At 67.4% G+C, this 24634-nt stretch carries 21 protein-coding genes and 2 tRNA genes; 4 read left to right on the forward strand and 19 right to left on the reverse strand.

Features of this window, described 5'->3' with window-relative positions; genetic code table 11:
• Window positions 1-92: 92 nt before the first annotated feature.
• The 7 genes from G5B46_RS16400 to zwf form a co-directional block, all read right to left on the reverse strand.
• A complete protein-coding gene (locus G5B46_RS16400) occupies window positions 93-3020 on the reverse strand; it encodes a TonB-dependent receptor (RefSeq protein WP_240903538.1) in 2928 nt (975 codons plus the stop codon).
• A gap of 270 nt (window positions 3021-3290) precedes the next feature.
• Window positions 3291-4436, reverse strand: a complete 1146-nt coding sequence (locus G5B46_RS16405; RefSeq protein ID WP_165260418.1) for an acyltransferase — start codon at window positions 4434-4436, stop codon at window positions 3291-3293.
• Between the two features lie 140 nt (window positions 4437-4576).
• The gene (locus G5B46_RS16410; protein ID WP_165260420.1) at window positions 4577-5596 is read right to left on the reverse strand and encodes a LacI family DNA-binding transcriptional regulator; all 1020 of its coding nucleotides are present in this window, start codon (window positions 5594-5596) and stop codon (window positions 4577-4579) included.
• Between the two features lie 270 nt (window positions 5597-5866).
• Window positions 5867-6856, reverse strand: coding sequence for a glucokinase (gene glk / locus G5B46_RS16415; RefSeq protein WP_165260422.1), 990 nt, complete (start codon window positions 6854-6856; stop codon window positions 5867-5869).
• A gap of 16 nt (window positions 6857-6872) precedes the next feature.
• Window positions 6873-8684 (reverse strand): phosphogluconate dehydratase, encoded by a 1812-nt coding sequence (gene edd / locus G5B46_RS16420; RefSeq protein WP_165260424.1) that lies wholly within the window; start codon window positions 8682-8684, stop codon window positions 6873-6875.
• A gap of 6 nt (window positions 8685-8690) precedes the next feature.
• Complete coding sequence (gene pgl / locus G5B46_RS16425; protein WP_165260426.1) at window positions 8691-9377, reverse strand: 6-phosphogluconolactonase; 687 nt, start codon at window positions 9375-9377, stop codon at window positions 8691-8693.
• A gap of 16 nt (window positions 9378-9393) precedes the next feature.
• Window positions 9394-10860: a glucose-6-phosphate dehydrogenase gene (gene zwf, locus G5B46_RS16430; protein WP_240903539.1), complete on the reverse strand. Its 1467-nt coding sequence runs from the start codon at window positions 10858-10860 to the stop codon at window positions 9394-9396.
• A gap of 210 nt (window positions 10861-11070) precedes the next feature.
• On the opposite strand from zwf, the gene G5B46_RS16435 reads away from it, so the two are divergent.
• Window positions 11071-11583 carry a GNAT family N-acetyltransferase gene (locus G5B46_RS16435; protein WP_165260430.1) on the forward strand — a complete coding sequence of 171 codons (513 nt, stop codon included), beginning with the start codon at window positions 11071-11073 and terminating at the stop codon, window positions 11581-11583.
• Window positions 11584-11635: 52 nt separating this feature from the next.
• Here G5B46_RS16435 and G5B46_RS16440 read toward each other — a convergent pair whose 3' ends face one another.
• The 4 genes from G5B46_RS16440 to G5B46_RS16455 form a co-directional block, all read right to left on the reverse strand.
• On the reverse strand, window positions 11636-11926 hold the full coding sequence (locus tag G5B46_RS16440; protein WP_165260432.1) for a hypothetical protein: 291 nt from the start codon (window positions 11924-11926) through the stop codon (window positions 11636-11638).
• Between the two features lie 45 nt (window positions 11927-11971).
• The gene (locus G5B46_RS16445; RefSeq protein ID WP_205691735.1) at window positions 11972-12124 is read right to left on the reverse strand and encodes a hypothetical protein; all 153 of its coding nucleotides are present in this window, start codon (window positions 12122-12124) and stop codon (window positions 11972-11974) included.
• 63 nt (window positions 12125-12187) lie between these two features.
• On the reverse strand, window positions 12188-13066 hold the full coding sequence (locus tag G5B46_RS16450; RefSeq protein WP_165260436.1) for a transglutaminase family protein: 879 nt from the start codon (window positions 13064-13066) through the stop codon (window positions 12188-12190).
• Window positions 13067-13345: 279 nt separating this feature from the next.
• Window positions 13346-14014 carry a TetR/AcrR family transcriptional regulator gene (locus tag G5B46_RS16455; RefSeq protein ID WP_116568394.1) on the reverse strand — a complete coding sequence of 223 codons (669 nt, stop codon included), beginning with the start codon at window positions 14012-14014 and terminating at the stop codon, window positions 13346-13348.
• Window positions 14015-14205: 191 nt separating this feature from the next.
• On the opposite strand from G5B46_RS16455, the gene G5B46_RS16460 reads away from it, so the two are divergent.
• Genes G5B46_RS16460 through G5B46_RS16470 form a run of 3 tightly spaced genes read left to right on the forward strand, consistent with a single transcriptional unit; the run spans window position 14206 to window position 18421 of the window.
• Window positions 14206-15900, forward strand: coding sequence for an MFS transporter (locus G5B46_RS16460; protein WP_165260438.1), 1695 nt, complete (start codon window positions 14206-14208; stop codon window positions 15898-15900).
• Window positions 15897-17042 (forward strand): HlyD family secretion protein, encoded by a 1146-nt coding sequence (locus G5B46_RS16465; protein WP_165260440.1) that lies wholly within the window; start codon window positions 15897-15899, stop codon window positions 17040-17042. The genes G5B46_RS16460 and G5B46_RS16465 overlap by 4 nt, the downstream gene beginning before the upstream one ends.
• The gene (locus G5B46_RS16470; RefSeq protein WP_165260442.1) at window positions 17042-18421 is read left to right on the forward strand and encodes an efflux transporter outer membrane subunit; all 1380 of its coding nucleotides are present in this window, start codon (window positions 17042-17044) and stop codon (window positions 18419-18421) included. Before G5B46_RS16465 ends, G5B46_RS16470 begins: the two co-directional genes overlap by 1 nt.
• Before the next feature lie 57 nt (window positions 18422-18478).
• On the opposite strand, the gene G5B46_RS16475 is transcribed toward G5B46_RS16470, so the two are convergent.
• From G5B46_RS16475 to G5B46_RS16510, 8 genes are all read right to left on the reverse strand, one after another.
• Entirely contained in the window at window positions 18479-18718 is a 240-nt protein-coding gene (locus G5B46_RS16475; protein WP_165260444.1) for a hypothetical protein, read from the reverse strand.
• A 276-nt stretch (window positions 18719-18994) separates the two neighbouring features.
• A tRNA-His gene (locus G5B46_RS16480) sits at window positions 18995-19071 on the reverse strand.
• 190 nt (window positions 19072-19261) lie between these two features.
• Complete coding sequence (locus G5B46_RS16485) at window positions 19262-20002, reverse strand: energy transducer TonB (protein WP_058347884.1); 741 nt, start codon at window positions 20000-20002, stop codon at window positions 19262-19264.
• Between the two features lie 10 nt (window positions 20003-20012).
• Window positions 20013-20447, reverse strand: a complete 435-nt coding sequence (locus G5B46_RS16490; RefSeq protein ID WP_058347885.1) for a biopolymer transporter ExbD — start codon at window positions 20445-20447, stop codon at window positions 20013-20015.
• A 5-nt stretch (window positions 20448-20452) separates the two neighbouring features.
• Complete coding sequence (locus G5B46_RS16495) at window positions 20453-21361, reverse strand: MotA/TolQ/ExbB proton channel family protein (RefSeq protein ID WP_058347886.1); 909 nt, start codon at window positions 21359-21361, stop codon at window positions 20453-20455.
• Window positions 21362-22133: 772 nt separating this feature from the next.
• Entirely contained in the window at window positions 22134-22781 is a 648-nt protein-coding gene (locus G5B46_RS16500; protein ID WP_165260446.1) for a DUF4276 family protein, read from the reverse strand.
• Entirely contained in the window at window positions 22778-24109 is a 1332-nt protein-coding gene (locus tag G5B46_RS16505) for an AAA family ATPase (protein WP_165260448.1), read from the reverse strand. The genes G5B46_RS16500 and G5B46_RS16505 overlap by 4 nt, the downstream gene beginning before the upstream one ends.
• A gap of 360 nt (window positions 24110-24469) precedes the next feature.
• Window positions 24470-24545 (reverse strand) — tRNA-Phe (locus G5B46_RS16510).
• Window positions 24546-24634: the final 89 nt, after the last annotated feature.

Genomic DNA, 24634 nt, shown 5'->3' on the forward strand with positions numbered 1-24634 from the left:
TTTCCTCCCCGTTCGCGCCCTCTGGCGGAGCGCGTGTCAGGAAAAGAGCCGGCGACGGGCTCGCAAGATCTCCGTCGCCGGCATGAGAGGACTTACATCCCCAGCTTGAACCGCGCGCCCAGCACGATCCGACGATCGGCCGTGGCGTAGCGGAACGGCAGGTTCTCCCACTGCAGGTAGCGGCCGGTGGGCTCCTCGGTCAGGTTGATGCCCTCCAGGACGACCTTGATCGCCGGGGTCACCTGGTAGCCGACCTGGGCGTCGAGCTGGCCATAGGCCCGCTCCCACGTGCCCAGGCTGTGGCGGTCCGCGCCCGAGCCGAACGAGAAGTCGCCCTGGTAGCTCTTGTCGCGCCAGGCGTAGGAGACGCGGGCCTCGAAGCCGTGGCCTTCATAGAAGCCCTGCAGGTTGAAGGCGTGCTTGGCCACGCCCGGGATCGGCAGGTTGTCGTCGTAGTCGTTCGACTTGGAGGTCTCGGAGTCCGAGAAGGTGTAGTTGGCGTTGAAGCCGAACCCGTTGTCGAAGGCGTACTGCGCCGCCAGTTCGACGCCCTTGATGCTGCCGCCGTCGCCGTTCACCGGCGCGGTGTAGACACCCAGGGTCGCCCCCTCGACCGAGCCGTCGGCCACGGTGCGCGGCACGGTGTCGGTCTGGATGAACGAGTCCACGCTCTTGTAGAAGAACGCGCCCGAGACGATGCCGCTACGCCCGAAGTAGCGCTCGTAGGCGATATCGAACTGCGAGGCGCGGTACGGGTCGAGGTCCGGATTGCCGCCGCTGCCGTTGGTGTAGAGGAAGCGGTTGAGGTTCGGACCCGGGGTCGAGCTGCGGGTGAAGTTGAAGGCCGAGCCCTGGCCCAGCTGGAACAGGTCCTGACGCGACACGACCCGGGCCGCCGAGACACGCACCTTGTCGCTGTCGTTGACGTCGAACACCGCGCTCGCGCTGGGCAGGACGTCGGTATATTCGCGGGTGGTCTTGATGGCGTCCGGATTGCCGATGACGCCGTTCCAGCTGTCGGTGCCCCAGTACCAGGGCGAGGTCGGGGTGCCGCTGGAGTCGATGGTCAGCTCGGTGCGCACGACGCGGACGCCGGCGTTGACGTGATAGCGATCGTCCGAGCCGCCCAGGTCGACCATGCCGTAGCCGGTGGTGGTGCGCTCCTTGATGCGGAACGACTGGATCGGGTCGGCGAACTTCTTGAACGGCGTCGAGGAATAGAGGTTCGACAGCCAGGCGACCGGGTTTTCCATCTGGCTGCGGTTCTGGAACAGCGCCGTGATGCCGCCCACCGTCAGGGTCTCGAACCGCTCGGGGTTCGACGCCGCCGTCTGGTAGGGCGTGATCAGGGCCGGCGAGGCGCCGAAGCGGCCGTCGTCGGTGGCCGTCTGGCCGCAGTTCGGACGGCCCGGCGTACCGGCCGGCAGGCCGCATGACTTGAAGCCGATGGCGCCGTCCTGGAAGTAGCCGTACGGGGTCCAGTCCTGGCCGTAGGTGCGGCCGTTCAGCTCGCCCTTGCCCGAATAGTCGGCCAGCAGCTGCCAGAACTCGGAGTCGATCTTGCGCTCGGCGTAGCGGACGCCGGCGCTGATCACCAGGTCGCCGGTTTCGCCGAACTCGGGCCGCCACTTCAGGTCGCCGCGGATCGAGGTGTTGTCGATCTGGGTGTCTTCGCCGAACACCCAGTGCGACTTGGCGAACACGCTGGAGGGCGTGGTGAACTGCGCCGCGTTGGCCGGGGTGAACTTCGGATTGTCGCCATTGGCGTAGCTGTAGGTGAAGGTCGCCGGGGCGGTGGCGTTGGGCGTCAGGCCCGCGGCCGTGCCGTTGCGTACGGTGTACTGGGTGTAGCGCACGTCATTGTTGGCGCTGGCGCTCTCGTAGTCGGCGGTCGAGTAGGCCGCCCGCACGCTGCCGGTCAGGCGCCCGCCGTTGTCCCAGTTCAGGGCGACCTGGAAGTTGTCGGTCTTGGCCTGGGAGTCCTGCAGGTACGAGGTGCCCTCGGCCGAGTTGGCCGTGACCGTGCCGCTCTGCAGCACGCCGTTGCTGTCGACGCTGGCGCCGGCGGCGTAGGTGGCGTTCTCGTTGGCGAACGGGAACTTGATCGAGGCCTCGCTGGTCTTGATCTTCAGGTCGGAGTGGAACCAGTCGCCGGTCAGTTGCAGCGAGTCGGTCAGGGCGAAGTCGAGATTCAGCGAGGCGCCGAGGCGCTTGCGCTCCTGGTCGCGATAGGTGGCGTAGCGATACTCGGGCGACCACACGTCGAGGGTTCCGCCGCCGACCACCGGCCGGTCGTTGAACGCCCAGCCGCCGCGGTTCTCGCCGCCCAGGACGTCGGTGTGCAGCTCGGTCTTGTCGTAGGACACGGTGCCCAGAACGGCGAAGCGGTCGCTGAACTTGTAGCCCAGCACCAGCGAGCCGGTCGGGTTCCAGTCGGTCTCGCCAGCCTTGTTCCCACGCAGGTCGCCGGCGATCGTGATGTCGTCGCGCAAGCTGCGGGCGTTGCGGGTCTTCAGGTTGATGATGCCGCCCAGGCCGCCTTCCAGCAGCGAGGCGTCGGGCGACTTGTAGACGTCGACCCCGCCGATCAGTTCGGACGGAATGCCTTCCAGCGAGTTGGTCTGGTTGATCTTGCCCTCGCCCAGGCGGAACAGCTCCATGCCCGAGACGAAGATGTCGTTGTTCAGCACCGTGACGTTCTGGTCGAGACCGCGGATGCGAACCCGGGTGCCCTGGCCGTTCTCGCGGTCGATCTGCACGCCAGGCAGGCGCTGCAGCGACTCGGCGATGTTCTGGTCGGGGAACTTGCCCATGTCCTCGGCGGTGACCGACTCGATGATCAGGTTCGAGTTCTTCTTGGCCGACAGCGAGCTCTGCAGCGAGGCGCGGAAGCCGGTGACGATCACCTCCTCAACCGAGGATGGTTCCTGGGCCGAGGCCGGAGCCGCCGCGTCGGTCGCGGCGGTCTGGGCCATGGCCTGGCCCGCGCCCAGCAGAACGACCGAGGACGCCGCTGCCATCAGCGCGTTCCGGGTCGCATAAGTCTTCGAAATCATGAGCATTCCCCTAGGTTACGGCCGCAGAGAGCCGATCTCCGCCGACGGTGTCGACGTGAGCAAGTTCGCCAGTTTTTCGGGATGCCTTGCGCATCCTCCCTTGTTCTCCGGCCCTTCTCGGGGGTCGGCGGATGCAACCTAGGAGTAACGCGACAGCGCTGTCAATGGACAACGCTGTCAATCGCGTAACAAAATTCTCTTTCTTTATTTGTATGATTTATCGACGAAAGCGGCTCAGGCCGTCGCAGTGGCCGCCTTGAAGGGAGACAGGGCCACGACCCGACGCCCCAGGGCCATGCCCGGCTTCTCGACGAAGCGATAGGTCAGCCAGCCCAGCGGCAGGGTCAGCGCGGTCGCCACGAACTGGACCGCAAGGGTCTCGGGTTGCGACAGGACGCCGGCCAGCCGCTCGACGAGCGTCACCGCCAGAACCTGGACAGGCCGATGCAGCAGATAGACCGAGAACGAGATCGTGCCCGCCCAGACCACGGCCTTGCTGGAAAACAGCAGGTCGAACGCCTTGCCCGACAGCCCCCTGCCCTGCCCCCAGACGAGGAAGCAGTAGAACGGAAGCCACAGCAGCAGGGTGAGCGCCTCCTTGTAGAGGAGGACCAGGGCCGCGGCGCCGGCGAACATGGCGGGCGTCAGGGCGTTGGCGCTGACCTTGCGAAGGTGGGGCAAGGCCAGTCGCGAGGCGATGCCCACCGCGAACGGACCGATGTTGCCCGCCAGATGGGACGCCACCTCGAACGACCCGAACACGCCCAGCCGGTAGGACGCGAACAGGCCCATGCAGACGGCGATCAGCACCGCCGCCCGCGCCGGCGTGCGAATCATCGCCAGCACCAGGGGGGCCACGAGGTAGAACTGCCATTCGAGCGAGATGCTCCAGGCGGCCGGCAGGAAGGTCATCGGCGCGCGCGGCAGCACCTCGCCGGGAACCAGGCCGTGCAGCATGACCGCGTGCAGGCCAAGGTGAGCCCAGAAGTTGTCGCGCTGCTGGTCTTCCAGCTGGACGATGCTGTCGACATAGGGCGTCCAGGCCGGCCCGCTCCAGTCGCGCGACTGAACGAAATCGCTCATCAGCGGGATGATCAGGTAGCCGATCAGGCAACACAGCACGAAGCACGGATAGAGGCGGAAGAACCGCCGCACGACGTAGCGGCCGTAGCTCTCTTCCTTCGTGGTCAACAGATGGGTGATCACGAAGCCGCTGACGATCATGAAGATCTCGACGGCGACAGCGCCCTTCATGACGATCTTGAACGGTCCGGGAAGGTCGAAATACCCGGCCATCTGGAAGGCGTGGCCAATGGCCACCCACAGCGCCAGATACCCTCGCAGTCCCTCGATCGCCTTGAAGTTGGATTCAACGGCCATAGTCGAACACTCGCTATCGCTTGCCACCCGCCAGGATCAAGCACGCAAGTTCGACGAGCTCATGACAAGCTGAGCCATTCACTTAAGATTGAGCTTGGCCGTACGGATCCACAAAACGCGCAACCTATGCGGCCGATTGCTCAGTTGCTGGCCGGTCCCGTCGACTCGCGCACCACCAGCTCGAAATCGAGCAGGCGCGAGGGAGCCGCGCCGTCCTCGCCCTTCAGGTCGCCGCTGAGCAGCAGGTCGGCCGCTGCCGCCGCCATGGCCTGGATCGGCTGGCGCACGGTGGTCAGCTGCGGCCAGACGACCTTGGCGCCGGGCGTGTCGTCGAAGCCGGCCACCGACAGGGTCTCGGGCACGTTCAGGCGCAGGCGGTTGGCCACGGCCATGACGCCCAGGGCCATGTCGTCGTTGGAGGCGAAGATGGCGGTGGGACGATCCTCGCCCGCCAGCAGGGTCTCGGCCGCCTCGAAGCCGGAGCGGAACGAGAACCAGCCCTGGGCCACGCGATCCTCGCGCACCGCCAGGCCGTGGTCGGCCATGGCTTTCGCATAGCCGTCATAGCGCAGGTGGGCCGCGCCGTGGTCGGGGTGGCCCTTGATGAAGGCGATGTCCTTGTGGCCCAACTTGATCAGGTGGGCGGTCATCTCGTAGGCGGCCGCCATGTCGTCCATGCGCACATAGGCCGAACGGTCGAGATCGCGGTCGGGCGACAGGCGCACATAGGGCACGCCCTCGGCGTCCAGCACCGCCAGGACCCGGACGTCGTCGCAGACCGGCGGGGTCAGGATCACGCCGTCCATGCGCAGGGTGGCCAGCATCGGCGCTACCTGCTCCTCGACGTCGCCCTCGGAATCGAGCGGCTCGACGATCAGGTGATAGCCTTCCGTGCGGCAGCGGCCGATGGCGCCCAGCTGCACGTCGGTGACGTAGGCGGGGCTCGGGTTGTCGAAGAACACCCCGATCAGATAGGCCTTGGAGCCCGCCAGGCTGCGGGCCGAGATGTTGGGCCGGTAGTTCAGCGCCGCCACCGCCTCCTGCACCCGGTCGCGGGTGTCGGCCTTGACGTTGGGCTCGCGGTTGAGCACCCGCGACACGGTCTTGATCGATACGCCCGACATGCGGGCGACGTCGTGGATCGTAACCTTGGCGTTCAAGAAATGGCCTCGCGCGGCGTTGATTCAGCCTTCAAGCGAGACAACAAGCCATGACAACCTTGTCAAGGCGACCCCTTTTTGAACGGGGCTGCTGAAAACGGGGACGATCCCCCTCCCCGCCTCCTTCCACCGCCCCTTCATTGTCATCCCGGCCGTAGCGCAGCGAAGAGCCGGGATCTCGCACCTTTCAAGTGTCGCCACCGTGAGAGATCCCGGCGCTCCCGCCCGCTAACGCGGGCGTCCGGCCGGGATGACAAGAGTGGGTGGGCCTTACGAAATCGAGGCCTGGCCGTCCGGGGTCATCGCCACGGCCGCGCCGATCAGCGCGGTGTGCGGGTGCAGGATCACGTGGGTCGGGATGTCCTTCACGTAGTCCGACAGCCGGCCCTTGGCCTCGAAGCGCTCGCGGAAGGCGCTGGCTTCCAGCAGGTCGATGATCCGGGGCGCGATGCCGCCGGCGATGAACACGCCGCCGCGCGCGCCGAGCGCCAGGGCCAGGTCGCCCGCCGTCGAGCCGAGAATGGCGCAAAAGCGCTCGACCGTGGTCTTGCAGCATTCGCGGCCGGCCACGGCGCCCTCGGTAATGGCCTTGGCGGCCAGTTCCTCGACCGGACGGCCTTCGATCTTGGCCAGCAGGACGTGCAGATCCTCCATGCCGGGACCGGCCAGGATGCGCTCGACCGACACGCGGCCGTACTTGGCCTGCAGGCCGCGCAGGATCTCGATCTCGATCTCGTCGACCGGGGCGAACGAGATGTGGCCGCCTTCGGTGGTCAGCGGCGTGTCGCAGCCGTGGCGACGCACCATGCCGGCGGCGCCGAAGCCGGTGCCCGGGCCGATGATGGCCAGGTCGCCCTCGCCCGAGGTCGGCAGCGGACCGATCTGGCGCAGGTCCTTGGGCGACAGGCGCGGCGCGGCCAGGGCCTGGGCCGTGAAGTCGTTGATCAGGCGGGCGTTACGGAAACCGCCCGCGCGGCGCAGGCTGTCTTCCGACAGGCGCCAGTCGATGTTGGTGAAGTGAACGGCGCCGTGCTCGATCGGGCCCGCCACCGCGACCACGGCCTGGTCGGGGTGCTTGACCCCCACCTTGGCCAGATAGTCCTCGATGGCGTCCTCGGCCGTGTCGTAGTCCTCGCCCTTGTAGGCGGTGGGCTCGATCAGCCGGGGATCTGGACCGTCGAAGTCGACCAGGGCGAAGCGCGCATTGGTTCCGCCGATGTCTCCGACGAGGCCCAGGCCGTGTGCGTTGGCGCCGTTCATGGGTTTCCCGTTCCCTTTAAGCAAACAGCACGGACGCGCCGGCGTCGGCGGCGCCGACCCCGTGTCGCATCCAGCTGAACAGTTCGCGCCCGAAGCCCGGCTTGGACGCCGGGACTGGTGCAGGCGTGCGGGCGAGGAGTTCCGCCTCGTCCACATGGATGAAGAGCTCGCCGGTGTCGGCGTTCATGGTGATCACGTCGCCGTCCTGGACATAGGCCAGCGGCCCGCCCTTGGCGGCTTCCGGCGTCACGTGGATGGCGGCCGGGGTCTTGCCCGAGGCGCCCGACATGCGGCCGTCGGTGACCAGGGCCACCTTGTGGCCGCGATCCAGCAGCACCGAGATCGACGGCGACAGGTTGTGCAGTTCGGGCATGCCGTTGGCCGACGGACCCTGGAAGCGCACCACCACCACCACGTCGCGGTCGAGCTCGCCGCGCTTGAAGGCGGCGATGAAGTCTTCCTGCTCCTGGAACACGGCGGCGGGCGCGGTGATCACGTGGTGCTCGGGCTTCACGGCCGAGATCTTGATCACGCCGCGGCCCAGGTTGCCGGCCAGCAGCTTGAGGCCGCCTTCCTTGCTGAAGGGGTTCTCGACCGGGCGCAGGATGGCCTCGTCCAGCGAGGTTTCCGGGCCTTCGCGCCACTTCAGTTCGCCGTCCTCGAGGTAGGGCTCCTGGTGGTAGTTCGACAGGCCGGGGCCGGCGATGGTCAGGACGTCCTCGTGGGCCATGCCGGCCTTCAGCAGTTCGCGCACCACGAAGGCCATGCCGCCGGCGGCCTGGAAGTGGTTCACGTCGGCCGAACCGTTCGGATAGACCTTGGCCAGCAGCGGCACGGCCTTGGAGATGTCGTCCAGGTCTTCCAGCGTCAGGATGATGCCGGCCGCCCTGGCCATGGCCACGATGTGCAAAGCCAGGTTGGTCGAGCCGCCGGTGGCCATCAGGCCCACGACGCCGTTGACCACAGCCTTCTCGTCGATGACCCGGCCGACCGGGATCCACTCGTTGCCCTTGTGGGTGACGGCGGCGACGCGACGGGCCGATTCCTTGACAAGCGCGCTGCGCAGCGGGGTGTTGGGATGCACGAAGGCCGAGCCCGGCAGGTGCAGGCCCATCAGCTCCATCAGCATCTGGTTGGTGTTGGCCGTGCCGTAGAAGGTGCAGGTGCCCGGGCCGTGATAGCTGGCGCTCTCGGCGGCCAGCAGTTCGTCGCGGCCGACCTTGCCCTCGGCGTAGAGGGCGCGGATGCGGGCCTTCTCGGAGTTGGGCAGGCCCGAGGTCATCGGGCCGGCCGGCACGAACACCGCCGGCAGGTGGCTGAAGGTCAGGGCGCCGATGACCAGGCCCGGAACGATCTTGTCGCAGACGCCCAGGTACATGGCCGCGTCGAAGGCGTCGTGGGTCAGGGCGACGGCCGTGGCCATGGCGATGACGTCGCGCGAGAACAGCGACAGCTCCATGCCCGGACGGCCTTGGGTGACGCCGTCGCACATGGCCGGCACGCCGCCGGCGAACTGGGCCGTGGCGCCGGCCTCGCGGGCGGCTTCCTTGATCAGCGCCGGATACTCTTCCAGCGGCTGGTGGGCCGACAGCATGTCGTTATAGGCCGAGACGATGCCGAGGTTGGGCGCGTTCGGATCCAGCGCCCGCACCTTGTCGGCGGCCGGCGAGGCGGCGAAGGCGTGGGCCCAGTTGGCGCAGGACAGCTTGGCGCGGCCCGGCTGGGCCAGGGCGGCGGCCTCCATCTGGGCCAGATAGGCCTCGCGGGTCGGACGGCTGCGCTCGATGATCCGCTGGGTGATCTGCGCGATGACGGGATTGAGGGCCATCAGAACTTACTCCGCCCAGAGGATGCGGACCGGGGCGCGGTCCTGCTTCAGGATCCTGGCGATCGGCAGGTCGGGATCGACCTGGCCTTCCAGGAGCTCACGCTTGGCCTCGCCCGTGACCAGCAACACGATCAGCGACGCCTGAATCAACGCCTGGAAAGTCAGGCTGATCCGCGGCAGGTCGGGGGCCGGCTCGCCCTTGGGAACGGCGACGACCAGGCGGTCGGTGTCGGGATCCAGGCCCGCGGCCAGGGCCGGATTGCCCGGGAAAAGCGAGGCGAAATGGCCGTCGGCGCCGACGCCCAGCAGCACCACGCCGAACGGCAGGGCCTCGGCGACGCCCGCTTCGGCCTTGGCGGCCGAGGCTTCGTGCTCGACACCGTCGAAATAGAGCGGCGCGAAGGCGGCCTTGGCCGCATCGCCCGTCAGCAGGTGGCGACGCACCAGGGCCTCGTTGCTGCCCGGGTGATCGACCGGCACGAAGCGATCGTCGCTGAGGGTGACCGTGACCTTGTCCCAGGGAACGGTCAGGGACGACAGGCGGTCATAGACCGGCGCGGGCGTGGTGCCGCCGGTGGCGGCGAACCCGGCCTTGCCGTGGGCGGCCACGGCCGTGGTCAGGGCGCCGGCGATGGTCGAGGCGGCCGCGTCGTAGAGGGCTTCGCGGGTCGGGAAGACTTCGAGCTTGGGCATGTTGCGCATCCCTCTCTTACGACTTCCAACCGCGGCCTTGCGGCGCGATCAGCGAGGCGGCGCTGGCCGGCCCCCAGGTGCCCGCAGCGTAGGTCGCCGGCTCGATGCCGGCGTCGGCCCAAGCCTTGGCCACGCCGTCGACGAACCGCCACGCGGCCTCGACCTCGTCGCGACGGACGAACAGGGTGCGGTCGCCACGGAACGCGTCCAGCAGCAGCTTCTCGTAGGCGATCCGGCGACGGGCGCCCGGCGCGGCCATGTTCAGCGACAGCGGCAGCGACTGCAGGCGCATGCCCTCTTCCGACAGGCCCGGACGCTTGGTCATCACCGACAGCGAGATGTCTTCTTCCGGCTGCAGGTCGATGACCAGGCGGTTGGCCTGCATCTCGCCTTGCGTCACCTGGCCGAAGATGTTGTGCGGCACGGGCTTGAACTGCACGACGATCTGGGTGCGGCGGTCGGGCAGGTTCTTGCCCGTGCGCAGGAAGAACGGAACGCCGGCCCAGCGCCAGTTGTCGATGGCCACCTTCATGGCCACGAAGGTCTCGGTCTTCGACGGCTGGCCAACCTCTTCGAGATAGCCGGCGCGGGCCGTGCCCTCGACCACGCCCGCCACGTACTGGCCGCGGACGGTGTCGTGCGCCACGTTGTCCTTGGTGAAGGGCCGCAAGGAGCGCAGCACCTTGACCTTCTCGTCGCGCACGGCGTCGGGATCGAAGCCCGACGGAGCCTCCATGGCGACCAGGCACAGCAGCTGCAGCAGGTGGTTCTGCAGCATGTCGCGCAGGGCGCCGTACTCGTCGTAATAGGGCCAGCGATCGCCGACCTTCTCGGTCTCGGCGATGGTGATCTGGACGTGGTCGATCGACTTGTTGTCCCACAGCGGCTCGAACAGCACGTTGGCGAACCGCAGGGCCGTCAGGTTCTGGACCGTCTCCTTGCCCAGATAGTGGTCGATGCGGAAGATCTGGCTCTCGTCGACCACGGCGCCGACGGCGGCGTTGGTGGCCTTGGAGCTTTCGAGGTCGCGGCCGATCGGCTTTTCCAGCACCAGGCGCGTCGAGGGGCCGGTCAGGCCGGCGGCCTGCAGGGCCTGGCAGGCGGACGGATAGAGGCTGGGCGAGACCGCGAAGAACACCGTCAGCGAGTCATGGCCGCCGATCTTGTCGGCCAGGGCCTTGGCCCCCTCCTCCTTGGTGATGTCGACCGAGAGGTAGTCGAGGCGGGCGGCCAGGCGCTCCCAGGCGGCCTCTTCGACATTGGCGCGCTTGCCCAGGTGCTCGCGCACCAGCTTGCGGTAACCGGCGCCGTCCAGATCGCCGCGGGCGACGCCGAAGATGCGCAGGTCACGCGGCAGCAGCCGGTCGACTTCCAGGAAATACAGCGACGGCAGAAGCATCCGCAGGGCCAGGTCGCCGGCGCCTCCGAGGAGCACCAGGACGTCGCGGCCCGTCTCACCGTTATCGGCTTTTTTCTTGGTCAATTTCGTCCACCCTATGACAACGTTGTCATGACATGCCCGTGCGCGCTTGGCAAGCATGGGGGTCGGTCCGGCCCGAGGCCGACCCCAAAAACCGCACTATGGCGGCCCCTACCTAGGCCCTTTGTCGGCCGGTCGCCATAAGACCAATCGCATTTCAAGAACGCGTCACACGGCTTGTCCGCGCCGCCTTTTTCGGGGCATCACCTGCCCATGAGCACGACCCTTCGCCGCGCCGTCCTCGATGACGCCGAGACCTTGTCGGCCCTCGGGGCGCGCACCTTCACCGAGACCTTCGCCCACCTCTATCCGCCCAAGGACCTGGCGACCTTCCTGGCCTACGCCTACGGCCTGGAGCGCACGCGCCGCGACCTTTCCGATCCCGCCAAGGCCAGCTGGATCCTCGAGCTGGACGGCCAGGCGATCGGCTACGCCCTGGCTGGCCCCTGCGACCTGCCCCACCCCGACGTGCAGGCCGACCACGGCGAGCTCAAGCGCATCTACGTGCTGAAGGACCACCAGGGCGGCGGCCGCGGCTCGCTGCTGCTGAACACGGCCCTGGAATGGCTGGAGCAGGACGGCCCGCGCCCGCTGTGGATCGGCGTCTGGTCGGAGAACTTCGGCGCCCAGCGCCTCTATGGCCGCATGGGCTTTGCCAAGGCCGGCGAGTACATCTTCCCGGTGGGCGAGATCCAGGATCGGGAGTTCATCCTGCGGCGGGGGTGAGGGCTTTTCTCCCCAAAGCAAGAGGCCTCCAAGCCGCGCTAGCCTGAGCCAATCACAGCTCTGGCCAAGTCCGTTCGACCTCGAAAAGACGCCCATCGCTGTCTTCGAAAAGCACGACGTCCAGAAGCTCATCCCCTTGACCGCCAACCTGGCCCAGAGGGGTTTGACCAGGTGAGGATGGAACATGGCCTGGCAGGTGAAATCGCAGCATCGAGCGATCCGCCAGCAACACCTCGATCTCGGCGGCGGCCAGGTCAGCCAACATCTGATCCCGCTTTAGAGGCGCAAGCCTGGCGATGATCAGATTGATCGCTTTCAGCTCATGGTCGGTCAGCTCGGTCATGAGCGACCATACCTCCATAAGCTGAGCTTCTCAGAGCTTAATCCCTCAATGCCCCGGACGCGGCTCGAACGAGCGCTTCTCGTCCTTCAGGTCCACGCAATCCTTGTCAGGCTTCTGGCCGTGCTGGGCCTTGGGCTCCGATTTCGAGAAAGCGAAATCCGTCGTGGGTTTCTGGTGCTGGAACGGCTTGGTCATCATGGCGGCGCCTCCCGTCTGAACATCACTCTACGCGCCTTGCCGGCGCTTTTCATTTGATAAGGCTCAAGCCGCCTCGCACAGCGCGTCCAGCTGCTGCACGTCGACGGCCACACTGAGTTCCGACAGGCCCGGATCACCGATCACCGTGCCCGAGACCGGCAGGGCCTCGGCGGGCGTGCGGGTGGCGGCCACCCGGATCAGGTCTTCGGACTCGGCCAGGCCATTGGTCGGATCGAACTCGGTCCAGCCCAGGTCGGGCAGGAACACCTCGCACCAGGCGTGGGTCGCGCCCGCGCCCCGGATCCCGCCGTGCGAGGGGCTGTAGATGTAGCCGGTGGCGAACATCGCCGCGTAGCCCAGCCGTCGCAGGGCCTCGACCATCAGCCAGGCGAAGTCGCGGCAGGTGCCCGCCCCGCGCGCCACGGTCAGGGCCGGGCTCTGGGTGCCCTCGGCCGACCGCGCCTGGTATTCGAATTGATCGTGGATCGTGGCGTTCAGGCGCAGCAGGAAATCCACCGCCGGCTCGTCCGGCCGCTCCATCTGCTCGCGAAGCCAGCGCAGCATCACCCGGTCGGCGTCTTCGGTGGCCGGGCGGATGAACGGATCCAGCACCGCCCGGTCCTCGCGGCCGTAGACGATCGGCGAGACCGTGTGCGGATCGGCCACCGCCTGGTCGGTCAGGGGCGCGGGAAAGCGATCAATGACCAGGCTGCTGGTGATGGTCAGAAAGTCAGCCTCCCCCTCCGGCTGGAAGGTGCAGACGCAGTTGCCACTGGCGTCGTAGCTCCAGCGCGTCTGGCCGGGCAGCGAGGTCGCCAGCCTGGCCTCGACGATGCGGATGGCGTGGCTGTCGCGCGGCCGGATCAGCAGCCGATGCGGCCCGAACGCCACCGGGCGCTCGTAAGCGTAGCGGGTCTCATGAGTGATGCCGAGCCGAGCCATGGGGCCACTCTAACCCCCGACCTTCGCGATCGTTCCTCACATGCCGGTGATTCGTGCAGATGATCGGAAGTTGAGTTGGTGCGCGCTGGTTACAGGGCCCGCTTCGCGCATTCCTTCTAAGCGCCCGTCATTCCCGCCCTTGTGGCGGGAACCCCTCTGTCAGCCGCAAGGGCGGATGGAGCGGACTGCTTGGCAGTCCGCCGGCGCTTCACGTGCGAACGGAAAAAGGGTTTCCCGCCACAAGGGCGGGAATGACGGGATGAAGGGGGAGCATCACCCCTAAGCCGCGAACCCGGCCTCGGCGAAGGCCAGCATGCGCTCCAGCAGCGAGACCACGTCGGCCTCGCTGGTCTGGCCTTCCGACAGCACGTTCAGGCGGTCGAACTCGGCGAAGCGGTTGTTGTGCAGCATCCCCAGCGTGAAGTGCAGCCGCCAGTAGACGTCTTCCGGCGACAGGTCCGGACGGGCCTTCAGGAGGGCGTCGGAGAAGCGGCGCAGGTGCGAGACGTCGGTCTTCAGCACCTGGCGGATCTCGTCGGTGCCCTCGCTGCGGGCGCGGATCAGGAACTGCAGCGAGATGCGGCGCTCGTGGTCGGGGGCCAGCCAGCGCAGCGGCGGGGTCAGCAGGGCGGCCAGGATCTCGCGCACGGGGGGCGCGCCCGCGTTGCGGTCGTTGGCCTCGTGCAGCATGCGGGCCCGCTCGCGGTTGAGCTCGGCCGTGCGGCGCTTGAAGATCTCGAACAGCAGGGCGTCCTTGGAGCCGAAGTGATAGTTCACCGACGCCAGGTTCACGCCCGCCGCGGCGGTGATGTCGCGCACCGACACGTTCTGGAAGCCGTGCAGGGCGAACAGCCGCTCGGCCGCCGTGAACACCAGGTTCTTGGTGACGGCTTCGGTTTCCTGCGCCTCGGCGTCCTGGCCGGCGGCGATCTCGGTGGTCGAACTCAAGACTTCAATCCCCTTTACCCCTAGGGAACCCTTACAAGCGTTCGAATTTGGCGCAAGCGTCAAGATGCGCCGATGTCTGAGGAATTTCGTTCAAGACGCGGCAAGGCCACGCTCGCCAGGCTGCGACCAGACGGTGTTTGACCGACGGCCCGGCGCATCCCACAGTGACGCCGTCAGCACCAAGAGGCGTGATGCCCCGGCACGGCGAGACGATCGGCCAGACCCCGGATTGGCTGCCGCACGAGCGGCCGCTGATCCCCGGCTCGCCTTCGACGCCCGACTTCCCCCTGCCCTTCCGCATCGTCCACGCCCTGATCTCGGTCCTGATCGGGGTCACCGGCTCGCTGGGCACGGCGCTGATCTCGGTCAACCTGCCGGCCATCCAGGGCTCGCTGGGCCTCACCCCCACTCAGGGCGCCTGGCTGACCACGATCTACGTGATGACCAACATCTCGATGAACCTGCTGCTGGTGAAGTATCGTCAGCAGTTCGGCATCCGCCGGTTCACCCTGGTGTTCCTCAGCCTCTACACGGTGGCGGCCTTCGCCCACCTGTTTCTCGACAACTATCCGATGGCCCTGGCCCTGCGGGCGATCAGCGGCGTCGGCGCCGCCGCGCTCAGCGCGCTGGCCATGTTCTACATGCTGCAAGCCTTCCCGGCCTCGTTCCGGATGGGCGCGCTGGTGCTGGGGGTCGGGGTCTCGCAGCTGGGTGCGCCGCTGGCCCGGGTCATCTCCACCGGCCTGCTGGATGCGGCCTACTGGCATGGTCTCTACGCGCTGGAGGCCTGCCTGGCCGCCGCCTGCCTGGCCGCGGTGCTGCTGTTTCGCCTGCCGCACGGGGTGCGCATCCACGTCTTCGAGAAGACCGACGCCCTGACCTTCGCCCTGCTGGGCGGCGGCCTTGGCCTGATCGTCGCGGTGCTGGGCCTGGGCCGCGTGGTCTGGTGGTTCGAGGCGCCGTGGCTGGGCTGGTGCCTGGCCGCCGCCGTGGTGATGATCGCCATCGCCTCGCTGGTCGAGCACGGCCGCGTCCACCCGCTGATCGACACCCGCTGGGTGGCCACCGCCGCCTTCCTGCGCTTCTGCCTCAACATCGCGCTGGTCCGCCTGATCCTGTCCGAGCAGAGCGTCGGCGCCGCCGGCCTGATGAACGTCCTGGGGCTGGCCGCCGAGCAGCAGCGCCTGCTCTACGGCGTTGTCCTGCTGGCCACCGTCGCCGGCGTCGTGGTCAGCGCTGCGACCCTCAACCAGAAGACCCTGGCGCCGCAGTTCCTCGGCTCGATCCTGCTGATCGCCGTCGGCGCCTTCCTCGACGCGCGCGCCACGGTGCTGACCGCGCCGGTCAATCTCTATCTCAGCCAGGCCCTGCTGGCCTTCGCCGCCGCCATGTTCCTGGGGCCGGCCTTCATGTTCGGCATCGGCCAGCTGCTGACCCGGGGGCTTGGCTCGATCATCACCTTCTCGGTGATGTTCGGGGTGGCCCAGAACCTGGGCGGCCTGTTCGGGGCCTCGCTGCTGGGCACGCTGCAGACCGTCCGGGCCCAGCACCACGCCGTCTATCTGGCCGAACACCTGACCGGCTCGGACCCCGCCGTGGCGGCGACCTTGCAGGCCTATGGCGGCGCCTACGCCGCTACTCAGGGCGATCCGGCCTTCCGCGCCGCCGACGGCGTGGCCCTGCTGACCCAGCAACTGGTCCAGCAGGCCAACATCCTGGCCTTCAACGACGTCTTCCGGGTGATCGGCGCCATCGCCGTCGCCCAGTTCTTCTACGCCGCCCTGCTGTTCGTGCTGCTGGCCGTGCGCATGAAGCGCCAGGGCGTCCAGGCGCCCGCGCCGCCCTCTTCACCGACACCACCCAAGCCCGCCTCGGAACCCGCATGACCGACGCCGCCGCCCCGCCGCCCGCCAGCCCGCCCCCGCAACCGGAGGACCGCGCCGCCGCAGCCGCCCCGCCTCCGGCCAGGCCCCGGCCGCCGGGCGTGCGCGCCATCGTGCTGACGGCGGTGATCACCCTAGCCGTGGTGCTGCTGATCCTGTTCCTGTGGAAGCTGCCGCCCTTCGCCGGCTCGGTGCAGCGCACCGACAACGCCTATGTGCGCGGCCAGGTGACGGTGATCGCGCCACAGCTCAGCGGCTATGTCACCAAGGTGCTGGTGCAGGACTTCCAGACCGTGCGCGCCGGCCAGCCCCTGGTCGAGATCGACCGCCGCATCTACGGCCAGCGCCTGGACCAGGCCCGCGCCACCCTGGCCGCCCGTGAAGCGGATCTCGCCAACTCGACCCAGGCCCAGGCCTCGCGCGAGGCCGCCCTGGCCGCTCGCCACGCCGACATCGGCTCGGCCCAAGCCCAGCTGGAGCGGGCCCGCGCCGACATGGCCCGCGTCGCCGACCTCGCCACCGACGGCTCGGTGTCCTTACGCGAACGCGACCAGGCCCGCGCGGCCCTGCGCGCCGCCGAGGCCCAGGTCGTCGCAGCCCAGGCCGGCCGCGACATCGCCCGCCAGGACGTCCGCTCGGTGGGCGTCTCGCGCCAGGGCCTGGAGGCCGCCGTGGCCGCCGCCCGCGCCGCGCTGCGGCTGGCCGAGATCGACATGGACAACACGCTGGTCCTGGCCCCGACCGACGGCCAGCTGGGCCAGATCGGCGTGCGCCAGGGCCAGTTCGTCACCGCCGGCACCCAGCTCGTTTCGCTGGTGCCGCCCCAGCGCTGGATCATCGCCAATTTCAAGGAGCGCCAGGCCGGCCGCATGCGCCCGGGCCAGGCCGCCAGCGTCACGGTCGACGCCCTGGGCGACCGGCGCTTCCATGGCCGCATAGAGCAGATCTCGCCGGCCACCGGCTCGGAGTTCAGCATCCTGCCGGCCCAGAACGCCACCGGCAACTTCACCAAGATCGCCCAGCGCCTGCCGGTGCGCATCGTGCTCGACGCCGGCCAGCCCGACCTCGCCCGCCTGCGGCCGGGCATGTCGGTCGAGGCGCAGGTCGACCTGGCCAAGGCGCCGCGCGAGGGAGACCGCCGCTGATGCGCCCGGCCTTCCCCCTGCTGGCGACGACGCTCCTGCTGGCCGCCTGCGCCACGCCCGCCCCCAGGACCGCGCCGCCGCCCGAGGCCGGCCTGGCCCCGCCCGCCGGCTGGCGCGCCGACACCTCCGGCGGCCAGGAAACCGTCGCCGCCGACTGGTGGAAGGCCTTCGGCGACGCCCGTCTTTCCGATCTGGTCGCCGCCGCCCTGGTCCGCAACGCCGACCTCGGAATCGCCGAAGCGCGCGTGCGCGAGGCCGAGGGGCTGGCGGCCCAGGCCCGGGCCGTCCTGCTGCCCACGCTGAACGCCACGGGCGGGGTGCAGAAGCAGCGCGAACTGTCGGCGTTCGGCACGCCGGCCGAGCCCCTGGCCGCGCAGGGCCAGTTCCAGGCCGCCTACGAGATCGATCTCTGGGGTCGCCTGCGAGCCGGCGACGACGCGGCCCGCGCCAGCCTGCGGGCCAGCCGCCACGCCCGTGACGCTGCGCGCCTGTCGGTCGCCGCGGCCGTGGCTCGCGCCTATGTCTCCCTGACCTCGTTGGACGCCCAGCTGGCCACCGCCCGCGCCACCCTGGTCTCGCGCCAGGAAGCCGCCGCCCGCGCCCGCCGCCGCGCCCAGCAGGGCCTGACCTCGAACCTCGAGCTGCGCCAGGCCGAGGGCGAACTGGAAGCCGCCGCCCAGCGCGTGCCGGCCCTGGAGCTGGCCGTCCGGCGGCAGGAGGCGCGCCTCGCCCTGCTGGCCGGCGAGGACGGCGCGGGCCCCATCGCCCGGGGCGGGCTCGACGCCCTGGCCGTGCCGCAGCCAGCGGCCCCCCTGCCCTCGGCCCTGCTGGCTCGCCGCCCCGACATCGCCCAGGCCGAGGCGAGCCTGGCCGCCGCCGACGCCAGCCTGGCGGCCGCCCGGGCCGCCTTCCTGCCGCAGGTCAGGCTGTCGGCCGCGGCCGGGGGCCTGCAGGTGCGACACCTGGATCCGCTGACCATCTGGAGCCTGGGCGGCAGCGTGCTGGCCCCGATCTTCGACGGCGGCCGTCTGCGCGGAGCCTCGGACGCCTCGGCCGCGCGGCGCGACCAGGCCGCCTTCGCCTATCGGAAAGCGGCCCTGACGGCCTTCAACGAGGTCGAAAGCGCCCTGGAGGGCCAGGGCCGCCTGGCCGAGCAAGAGGACCACGCCCGCCTGCAGCGCGACGCGGCCGCCAACGCGCTAGGCCATGCGCACAAGCGCTATCAGGCCGGCTACGTGGCTTATCTGGAAGAACTGGACGCCCAGCGCGGCCTTCTGGCTACCGAACTGGCCCTGTCGCAGGTGCGCGAGGCTCGCCTGCTCAACGCCGTGGCGCTCTACCAGGCGCTGGGCGGCGGCTGGACGGAAGCGCGAGATTGACATGATCGAGGATCGCCGGCCCGGACCAACGCGCGGTCGGGCGCCGGCCCCTCGGGCCTAGTCCTGGCCCAGGAACAGCGCCGTCTCGGGGGCGATCCGGTCGCCGCCAGGCTCGACGCCCAGCACGTCGGCGGCGATCACGCGAACGATCAGGCCCAGCACGTCCAGCTTCTCGCCGCCTTGCGCCACGGCGTAGGCCGGCAGCAGATCGGCGAAGCCCAGCAGCGTGGCCACGTCCAGCGCGGCGGCCGCCACCTGTTCTTCGGTCGGAACGATTCCCATAGCGCCGTCAGCCATTGCTTCCTCCCCGATCTCGCTCCGCGCCGCGGCGCGGGCCCGCTCAAGCGGCGGTGTCGTGAACATCACCGTACGCACGTTGCACGCGACTTGGCTATGGTCCGTGCAGATGCGCGACGATGCGTCCCAGGCACACCCGGCCGCATCGGAAAAGTCCCATGGCGCCAAGGCGTTCGCCATGCGGTGCCGCGCCGCCGCGACGCAATGGCGCGCCCGCTTTCGCGCGGCGGAAACGAAAAAGGCCCGGCGTCGCCGCCGGGCCTGTTCATCGTCTCGTGGTACCACCTCTCGGGCTCGAACCGAGGACCTCTAGATCCACAATCTAGCGCTCTAACCAACTGAGCTAAGGCGGCTCCGCGAGAGGCGTGTTCTTAGTCGGACCCGCCCCCGGGATCAAGCGGCGAAAAGCCCCCCACGAGAGAAAATCGCACGCCCCGAAGGGGCCTTGAAGCCGCCGCGCCTTCGCCCCCCGTTGCGCGCAAAGAAAAACGCCCCGGAACCGGAGTTCCGAGGCGTCTTCTTGGGATCGTCCCAGGCCTGGCGCTATTGCGGGACCTGGAAGGTGATCGGCACCGTGATCTCGCCGCCGTCCACCGGAGCCCCGTCGAGGGTCTTCGGCTTCATGCGGAAGAGGCGCGACAGCTTCAGGGCCGCGTCGCCGAAACCGTAGTCGGCCGGAGATTCCGACACGACCGAGCAGTTCTCGAGCGAACCCTTGGCGTTCACCGTGCAACGGATCGTCGCACGACCACCGACTTCCATCCGCTGCGCACGGTCCGGATAGTACCGGGCCATGTCGTCCGCGTTCGGCTTGCGCGCCCAGTCAGGACGCGTCACGACCGAAGCGCGAGCCGGCGGAGCCGTCACCGGCGCCGGCGGAGCCGACGAGATGATCGGCGGCGCCGTCTGCTCGACCCGCTCCTTGACGGGCGGGATCGGGAGCGGCGGCGGCGGCGTCACGTCCGGCGGCGGCGCGATCGGCGGCCTCGGCTGCACCACCGCGGGAGGCGGGGGCGGAGCGTTGGTCGGCGGCGGCGGCGGCGGCGGCGGAGGCGGCGGCGGAGGCGGCGGAGGCGGAGGCAGCTCCACATCCACGGCTTCGTCGCTGTACTCCTTCAGCACTGCCTCGAACTTCTGCTTCGCCAGGTAGGCGAAGAGAGCCGCGTGCAGGCCGATCACGATGATCGTCGCGACGCCGAAGGTGCCGATGCCCTTCTTCCGGCGCGGGCCTTCCGAAGTCAGCGGATCGTAGTGGCGATGCTCGGGCGCTTGTTGTTCAGCCATGCATCACCCCTCAGCTGTTCTCATCACGGCCCACGAGAGCCACGCTGTAGAACCCATTGTCCTGGAGGGTGTTCATCACCTCCATGAACGAGCCGTAGCGCGTCTTTTCGTCAGCACGGATGAAGATGCGCTCCTTCGAAGGGTCGCGTCTGCCGATGTTCTTCGTCAGGTCTTCACCCATCGTGTCAATCGAAGTGCGATCGTCGCCGATGTACAGCTGACCGTTTGACTTGATGGAGATGTAGACCGGTTTCGGCGGGTTAGGCGATGCTTTCGCTACCGCCGGCGGCAGGTTCACTTCGATCGACACGGAGGCCAGCGGAGCCGCCACCATGAAGATGATCAGGAGGACCAGCATGACGTCCACGAAGGGCGTGACGTTGATCTCGCTGTTCTGTTCGACGTTGAACCTGTCGCCGCCGCCGCCCGAAAGTTTGGCGGCCATCGGTCTTACGCCCCCTTGTCGAGCTGACGCGAGATAGCGTTCATCAGTTCAGCAACGAAGCCTTCCGAGCGGGTGCCGAAAGCCGAGATGCGGGTTTGGAAGTAGTTGTAGAAGATAACGGCCGGGATAGCGGCGAACAGACCGATACCGGTGGCGAGCAGGGCTTCAGCGATACCCGGGGCCACGACGGCGAGGTTGGTCGTGTTGGTGTTCGCGATGCTGATGAACGAGGTCATGATCCCGTACACCGTACCGAACAGACCGATGAACGGACCGCCCGAACCGACCGAAGCCAGGAACACCATGCCGCCCGACAGACGCTTGGCGAGCGAGGCTTGCACGGCGTTGATGGCGTAGGTGGCGCGGGCCAGGGTCGAGTCGCGGTGTTCGCCGCCGACTTGCAGACCGGCTTGACGCGACAGTTCGACTTCTTGGGCGGCCGCGGCGGCCATGTCGGCCAGCGGGTTGCCTTCGAATTCTTCCGACGAGCCGATGCGGGCGATGTCGGAGATCGAACGGGCGCCGCGGAAGGCTTCCAGGAACTGGTCGGTCTGCTTGTTCAGGCTGGCGAACTCGAGGAGCTTGGTGATCAGCAGCACCCACGAGAAGATCGAGGCCAGGATCAGGCCGATCATGACGACCTTAACGACGATGCCGGCGGCCAGGAACATGCCGACCGGGGTCAGCGAGTGCGACTTCATCTTTTCGGTGGCGGCTTCACCGGCGTCCTCGGCGGGAGCGGCGTCAGCGGCCGGGGCCGGGGTTTCAGCAGCCGGGGTGGCGGCCGGAGCGGCGGCTTCGGTGGTGGCCGGCGCGGGAGCGGCGGCGTCCTGAGCGAAGGCCGGGGCGCTCGCCATCAGCGCCATGGCGCCGACGAGAGCGATGAGGGGGGTCTTCCGTTTAATGTCGAGCATCTGTCGCCAGTTCCTGATTGGTCTAGCACGTTTGGACCGAGGGTCGTCGCGCGAGAGCGTCTCCACCCTAACTTGAAAAGCCCGCTTTCCCATCCGATCTCTCGGAAGGTGGGCGAACCCGCTTCGCTGCGCTCGACCCGTTACGCCCGCCGCGGAAGGCTCATGCCCGCCGTGAAGGATCGTTTCGAAGCGCGAGTGACCGGAGCTCCTCTCGAAGCCCAGGCCTTACCGCAATGTTAGAATTGCGGCATGGGTCCTTTGGCAACCCCTTTTCGCACCGTCAAGGGGGCCGCTTGGGCATAAATTTACGACAGTCCCCCCCGATGGACGCCCTTTGCTGCACTGCACAAATGGCAAATCAGGATTTCGGGGCGGTTTTTCCCTACCAAAGGGAATATTGGCGCCGCAGCGCAGCATAGCGACAAAACAGCGATCTTCCGGCAAGTGCGCGCGGGGTGGTCAGATGTCCTCCAAACGAGGCACCCCAGAATCTCAGCGGCCGCACGCAAATGTCCTGGCGGGACAAGAATCCGTCGCCCCGCCGACTTAGCTAGAAGCTTGAGCGAAGGACGCTGACCTCGCCCCTCCCCGGCCGCAAGAGAGCAGAAGGAGCACCCTCACCCCGGCCGGAGTGCGGCGCTTCCCCCTTCATTCGCCCGCCGGCTTTCCGTGTGGGGAATGTTGCAGCGTGAGAGCCGGGCCGCGCCTAAGTCCAGCCTTGGTTGGCTAACTGTCGAAAGCGCTGCTTTCTGGTTGCATTTTGATGCTAGGTCTACAGGCAGCCGAGGTCGTTCAAGGCTCGTCGAACATGATCCTCGAAAACCTGAAATGATCTGGCCCGACGAAGTTCTTCTAAACGCTGGCGTTGCGCGATGGCCGGGAACACCTGGGTGACGTCGACAGCCCGTCTGCGCCCCCGAACCTCAACGATTGCGCTGTGCAGAACAGCTTTGGGATCGGCGAGCCGCTCAGCAGCGGCGGCGTTTGCAGGAAGCCCTATCGCGGCAGGAGCCCCACTATAGCCCAGGGTGCTCGTCACCGCTTGTGGATCAGCCAAAATCCAAGCCTCGGTTTCGTGACGAGGCGCAATAACGATGCAGCGCGGCATCGGCCACTCGCAACGGTCGTTCATAGCTTGGCAGTAATCCGTAGACCGCTGGCCCATTCCAGCCTCAAGGCTGCGCCCCCCGGTGTCGGCATGGATAAAGACCAAGTGAAACGCTTCTGACGCAGCGCAGGCTTCCGCTGCGACCTTTTCTGATGATCCTCGGGTGAAGCGGACGGCGGGCGCAGTTGGGATTGTCGGCAATTTGGTGCCAGCGATAACCATCTCCTCCATCACTCGAGGAATAAGGACGTCATAATAGGCAGCGTCAGTCTCGCCCTCGTAAAGGACGGCCCAAGCGACATAGGTGCTCATGCGGCGTCAGTCGCATTTTGAAGGAGGCGATCGACTTCGAACCGCGTGAGGTGGCGCTCCGGATCAAACATGTCCATCTCTCGGCCCAACCCTGTTCGCATACGGGTCCTGTTGGCCTTTTTGCGTGTCGCAGGGTCGATGACCGAAACTCCATCGGCAGCAACGATTTCGCTATCCTCGAGCGCACTCATTACTTTCGGAGAATGGGTATTGATCAGAATCTGAAACGGGACGGTGTCTGAACCAGGTTCGATGCGAGCAGCATCGCGGAGAAATTTAATGAGCATTGGCACGCGACCTTCATGCACGCCATTTTCGGGCTCTTCAAAGCATAGCGTGCCTCGACGTCGTGGGTCATTAAGTATCGTTAGCAGCGCCAAAAGACGCAACGTGCCGTCAGATATGACGCGCGAGCTGAACTCCAATGAGTCCGTAAAAACCAAGCTAAAAGAAATCTGCCTCTGAGCAGCATCATTGCTAACCTGAAGCTTGCATACCGAGGGGATAAGCGACGAAAGGTCGGCCGCAATGTCCGCTAGGACGCCATCGGGTCGCGTGTCGCTCGCCGTTTCATCTTTAAGATCTGCGAGTACGGCCGCGAGATTGGACGCATCTGGTTTAAGGGTCCGATCCTCAAACCGGTCGTTGCTGCTGCGTGCCGCCTTGGGATTGATCTCTAAAAATCTGAACGCCGAAAGCGCAGAGCGTAGTGCGTAAAGGTGCGGAAACTCGGCGGTGGTCACTGTCGATAGACCGGTCCGAGACGCCTCGACGAGGGAAAGGCTGACGGGCCTGCCCCGCTTTTGAAAACCATCTTGTCGCAGCCATAGCGCTTCACCATCATCGCTGACGCGGATGAAGGGGCTTTGCGAATTGTACTTCGGCTTTATGGCCGCCAAATACGACGCAGTGTCTTCTTTCCTGGAAAGAGGTCGGCAGTGCTCGTTCACGACCTGCACGCTACGTGGGTATCCGTCAGCGTCGCGGATCATCTCCAGGACCAGTTCATAGCGAAGCCGCTGCGCTGTGATCACGTAGGTCCGCCCGAACGCGTCGGTACCTGTTCGCTCAAGTAAGACCTCTACCGCGAAGCGCATTGTGTCGACATTCCCCGACGGGGTTTGTCGGAATAGCTCCTCCGGCAGGCCGCGAAGGTCCTGCATCGCTGTCCGAATGTCGGTCTGCGCGAGAAGCGACAGGAATCGAAGGGCGTCGAAGAGGTTCGACTTTCCACTGGCGTTGGGTCCGACAATTGCCGTGAAAGGCTGCAGATCGAGAGCGAAGCCCTCGAACGTTTTGAAGCCGTCGATTTCGATCCTGGTCAGCATGACTTGATTGCTAGTCGCGCCTCACCGCCTTGACAACATCGATCGCAGCCAAACGGTAAGGCACGACCTTATCAGCGGGCTGTGAAGGCGCGGTTGGCGTTGCGGCTATCGTTGTCCTGCTCAACGTTCGGCGGAGCTTCTCGAACATGGGTAGCCCCGTGCCCCCCCTGTATGCCCCGAAAAAGAAGGGTTGATTGGGTCGAATGCCGACGACCCCGCCCCGGAACGCCCGGGCTCACGCCGCCCGCCCCCCCCCTAGAAGCGAGCCGTGAACAACGAATGGAAACCGTTCTAGAACGCGCGAATACGCAGGCTCCTTCGGAGCGCCGCAAACCCGTTCTGCACAGGGGAGAAGGAAGGTGGTGCCTGGGGCCGGAATCGAACCAGCGACACGCGGATTTTCAATCCGCTGCTCTACCAACTGAGCTACCCAGGCCCTTGGGCCTTCGAAGCGGTGAAGGCCGCTCCTGGCCTCGCCCTGCGGCGAGGAGGGGGTCTATAAGAGAGGCCGCCGGGCTTGTCCAG

The sequence above is a fragment of the Caulobacter sp. 602-2 genome (genome assembly GCF_011043625.1).
In the GTDB taxonomy this organism is placed as follows: domain Bacteria; phylum Pseudomonadota; class Alphaproteobacteria; order Caulobacterales; family Caulobacteraceae; genus Caulobacter.

Excerpts from the sequence above, each read along its gene's own strand:
- G5B46_RS16435 (WP_165260430.1), top strand. The coding sequence starts at position 11,071 with ATGAGCACGACCCTTCGCCGCGCCGTCCTCGATGACGCCGAGACCTTG.
- G5B46_RS16465 (WP_165260440.1), top strand. The coding sequence starts at position 15,897 with ATGACCGACGCCGCCGCCCCGCCGCCCGCCAGCCCGCCCCCGCAACCG.
- G5B46_RS16485 (WP_058347884.1), bottom strand. The coding sequence starts at position 20,002 with ATGGCTGAACAACAAGCGCCCGAGCATCGCCACTACGATCCGCTGACT.
- G5B46_RS16505 (WP_165260448.1), bottom strand. The coding sequence starts at position 24,109 with ATGCTGACCAGGATCGAAATCGACGGCTTCAAAACGTTCGAGGGCTTC.
- G5B46_RS16405 (WP_165260418.1), bottom strand. The coding sequence starts at position 4,436 with ATGGCCGTTGAATCCAACTTCAAGGCGATCGAGGGACTGCGAGGGTAT.
- G5B46_RS16490 (WP_058347885.1), bottom strand. The coding sequence starts at position 20,447 with ATGGCCGCCAAACTTTCGGGCGGCGGCGGCGACAGGTTCAACGTCGAA.
- G5B46_RS16495 (WP_058347886.1), bottom strand. The coding sequence starts at position 21,361 with ATGCTCGACATTAAACGGAAGACCCCCCTCATCGCTCTCGTCGGCGCC.
- edd (WP_165260424.1), bottom strand. The coding sequence starts at position 8,684 with ATGGCCCTCAATCCCGTCATCGCGCAGATCACCCAGCGGATCATCGAG.
- G5B46_RS16470 (WP_165260442.1), top strand. The coding sequence starts at position 17,042 with ATGCGCCCGGCCTTCCCCCTGCTGGCGACGACGCTCCTGCTGGCCGCC.
- G5B46_RS16500 (WP_165260446.1), bottom strand. The coding sequence starts at position 22,781 with ATGAGCACCTATGTCGCTTGGGCCGTCCTTTACGAGGGCGAGACTGAC.
- glk (WP_165260422.1), bottom strand. The coding sequence starts at position 6,856 with ATGAACGGCGCCAACGCACACGGCCTGGGCCTCGTCGGAGACATCGGC.
- G5B46_RS16450 (WP_165260436.1), bottom strand. The coding sequence starts at position 13,066 with ATGGCTCGGCTCGGCATCACTCATGAGACCCGCTACGCTTACGAGCGC.
- G5B46_RS16445 (WP_205691735.1), bottom strand. The coding sequence starts at position 12,124 with ATGATGACCAAGCCGTTCCAGCACCAGAAACCCACGACGGATTTCGCT.
- G5B46_RS16475 (WP_165260444.1), bottom strand. The coding sequence starts at position 18,718 with ATGGCTGACGGCGCTATGGGAATCGTTCCGACCGAAGAACAGGTGGCG.
- G5B46_RS16460 (WP_165260438.1), top strand. The coding sequence starts at position 14,206 with ATGCCCCGGCACGGCGAGACGATCGGCCAGACCCCGGATTGGCTGCCG.
- G5B46_RS16400 (WP_240903538.1), bottom strand. The coding sequence starts at position 3,020 with ATGGCAGCGGCGTCCTCGGTCGTTCTGCTGGGCGCGGGCCAGGCCATG.
- G5B46_RS16440 (WP_165260432.1), bottom strand. The coding sequence starts at position 11,926 with ATGACCGAGCTGACCGACCATGAGCTGAAAGCGATCAATCTGATCATC.
- pgl (WP_165260426.1), bottom strand. The coding sequence starts at position 9,377 with ATGCCCAAGCTCGAAGTCTTCCCGACCCGCGAAGCCCTCTACGACGCG.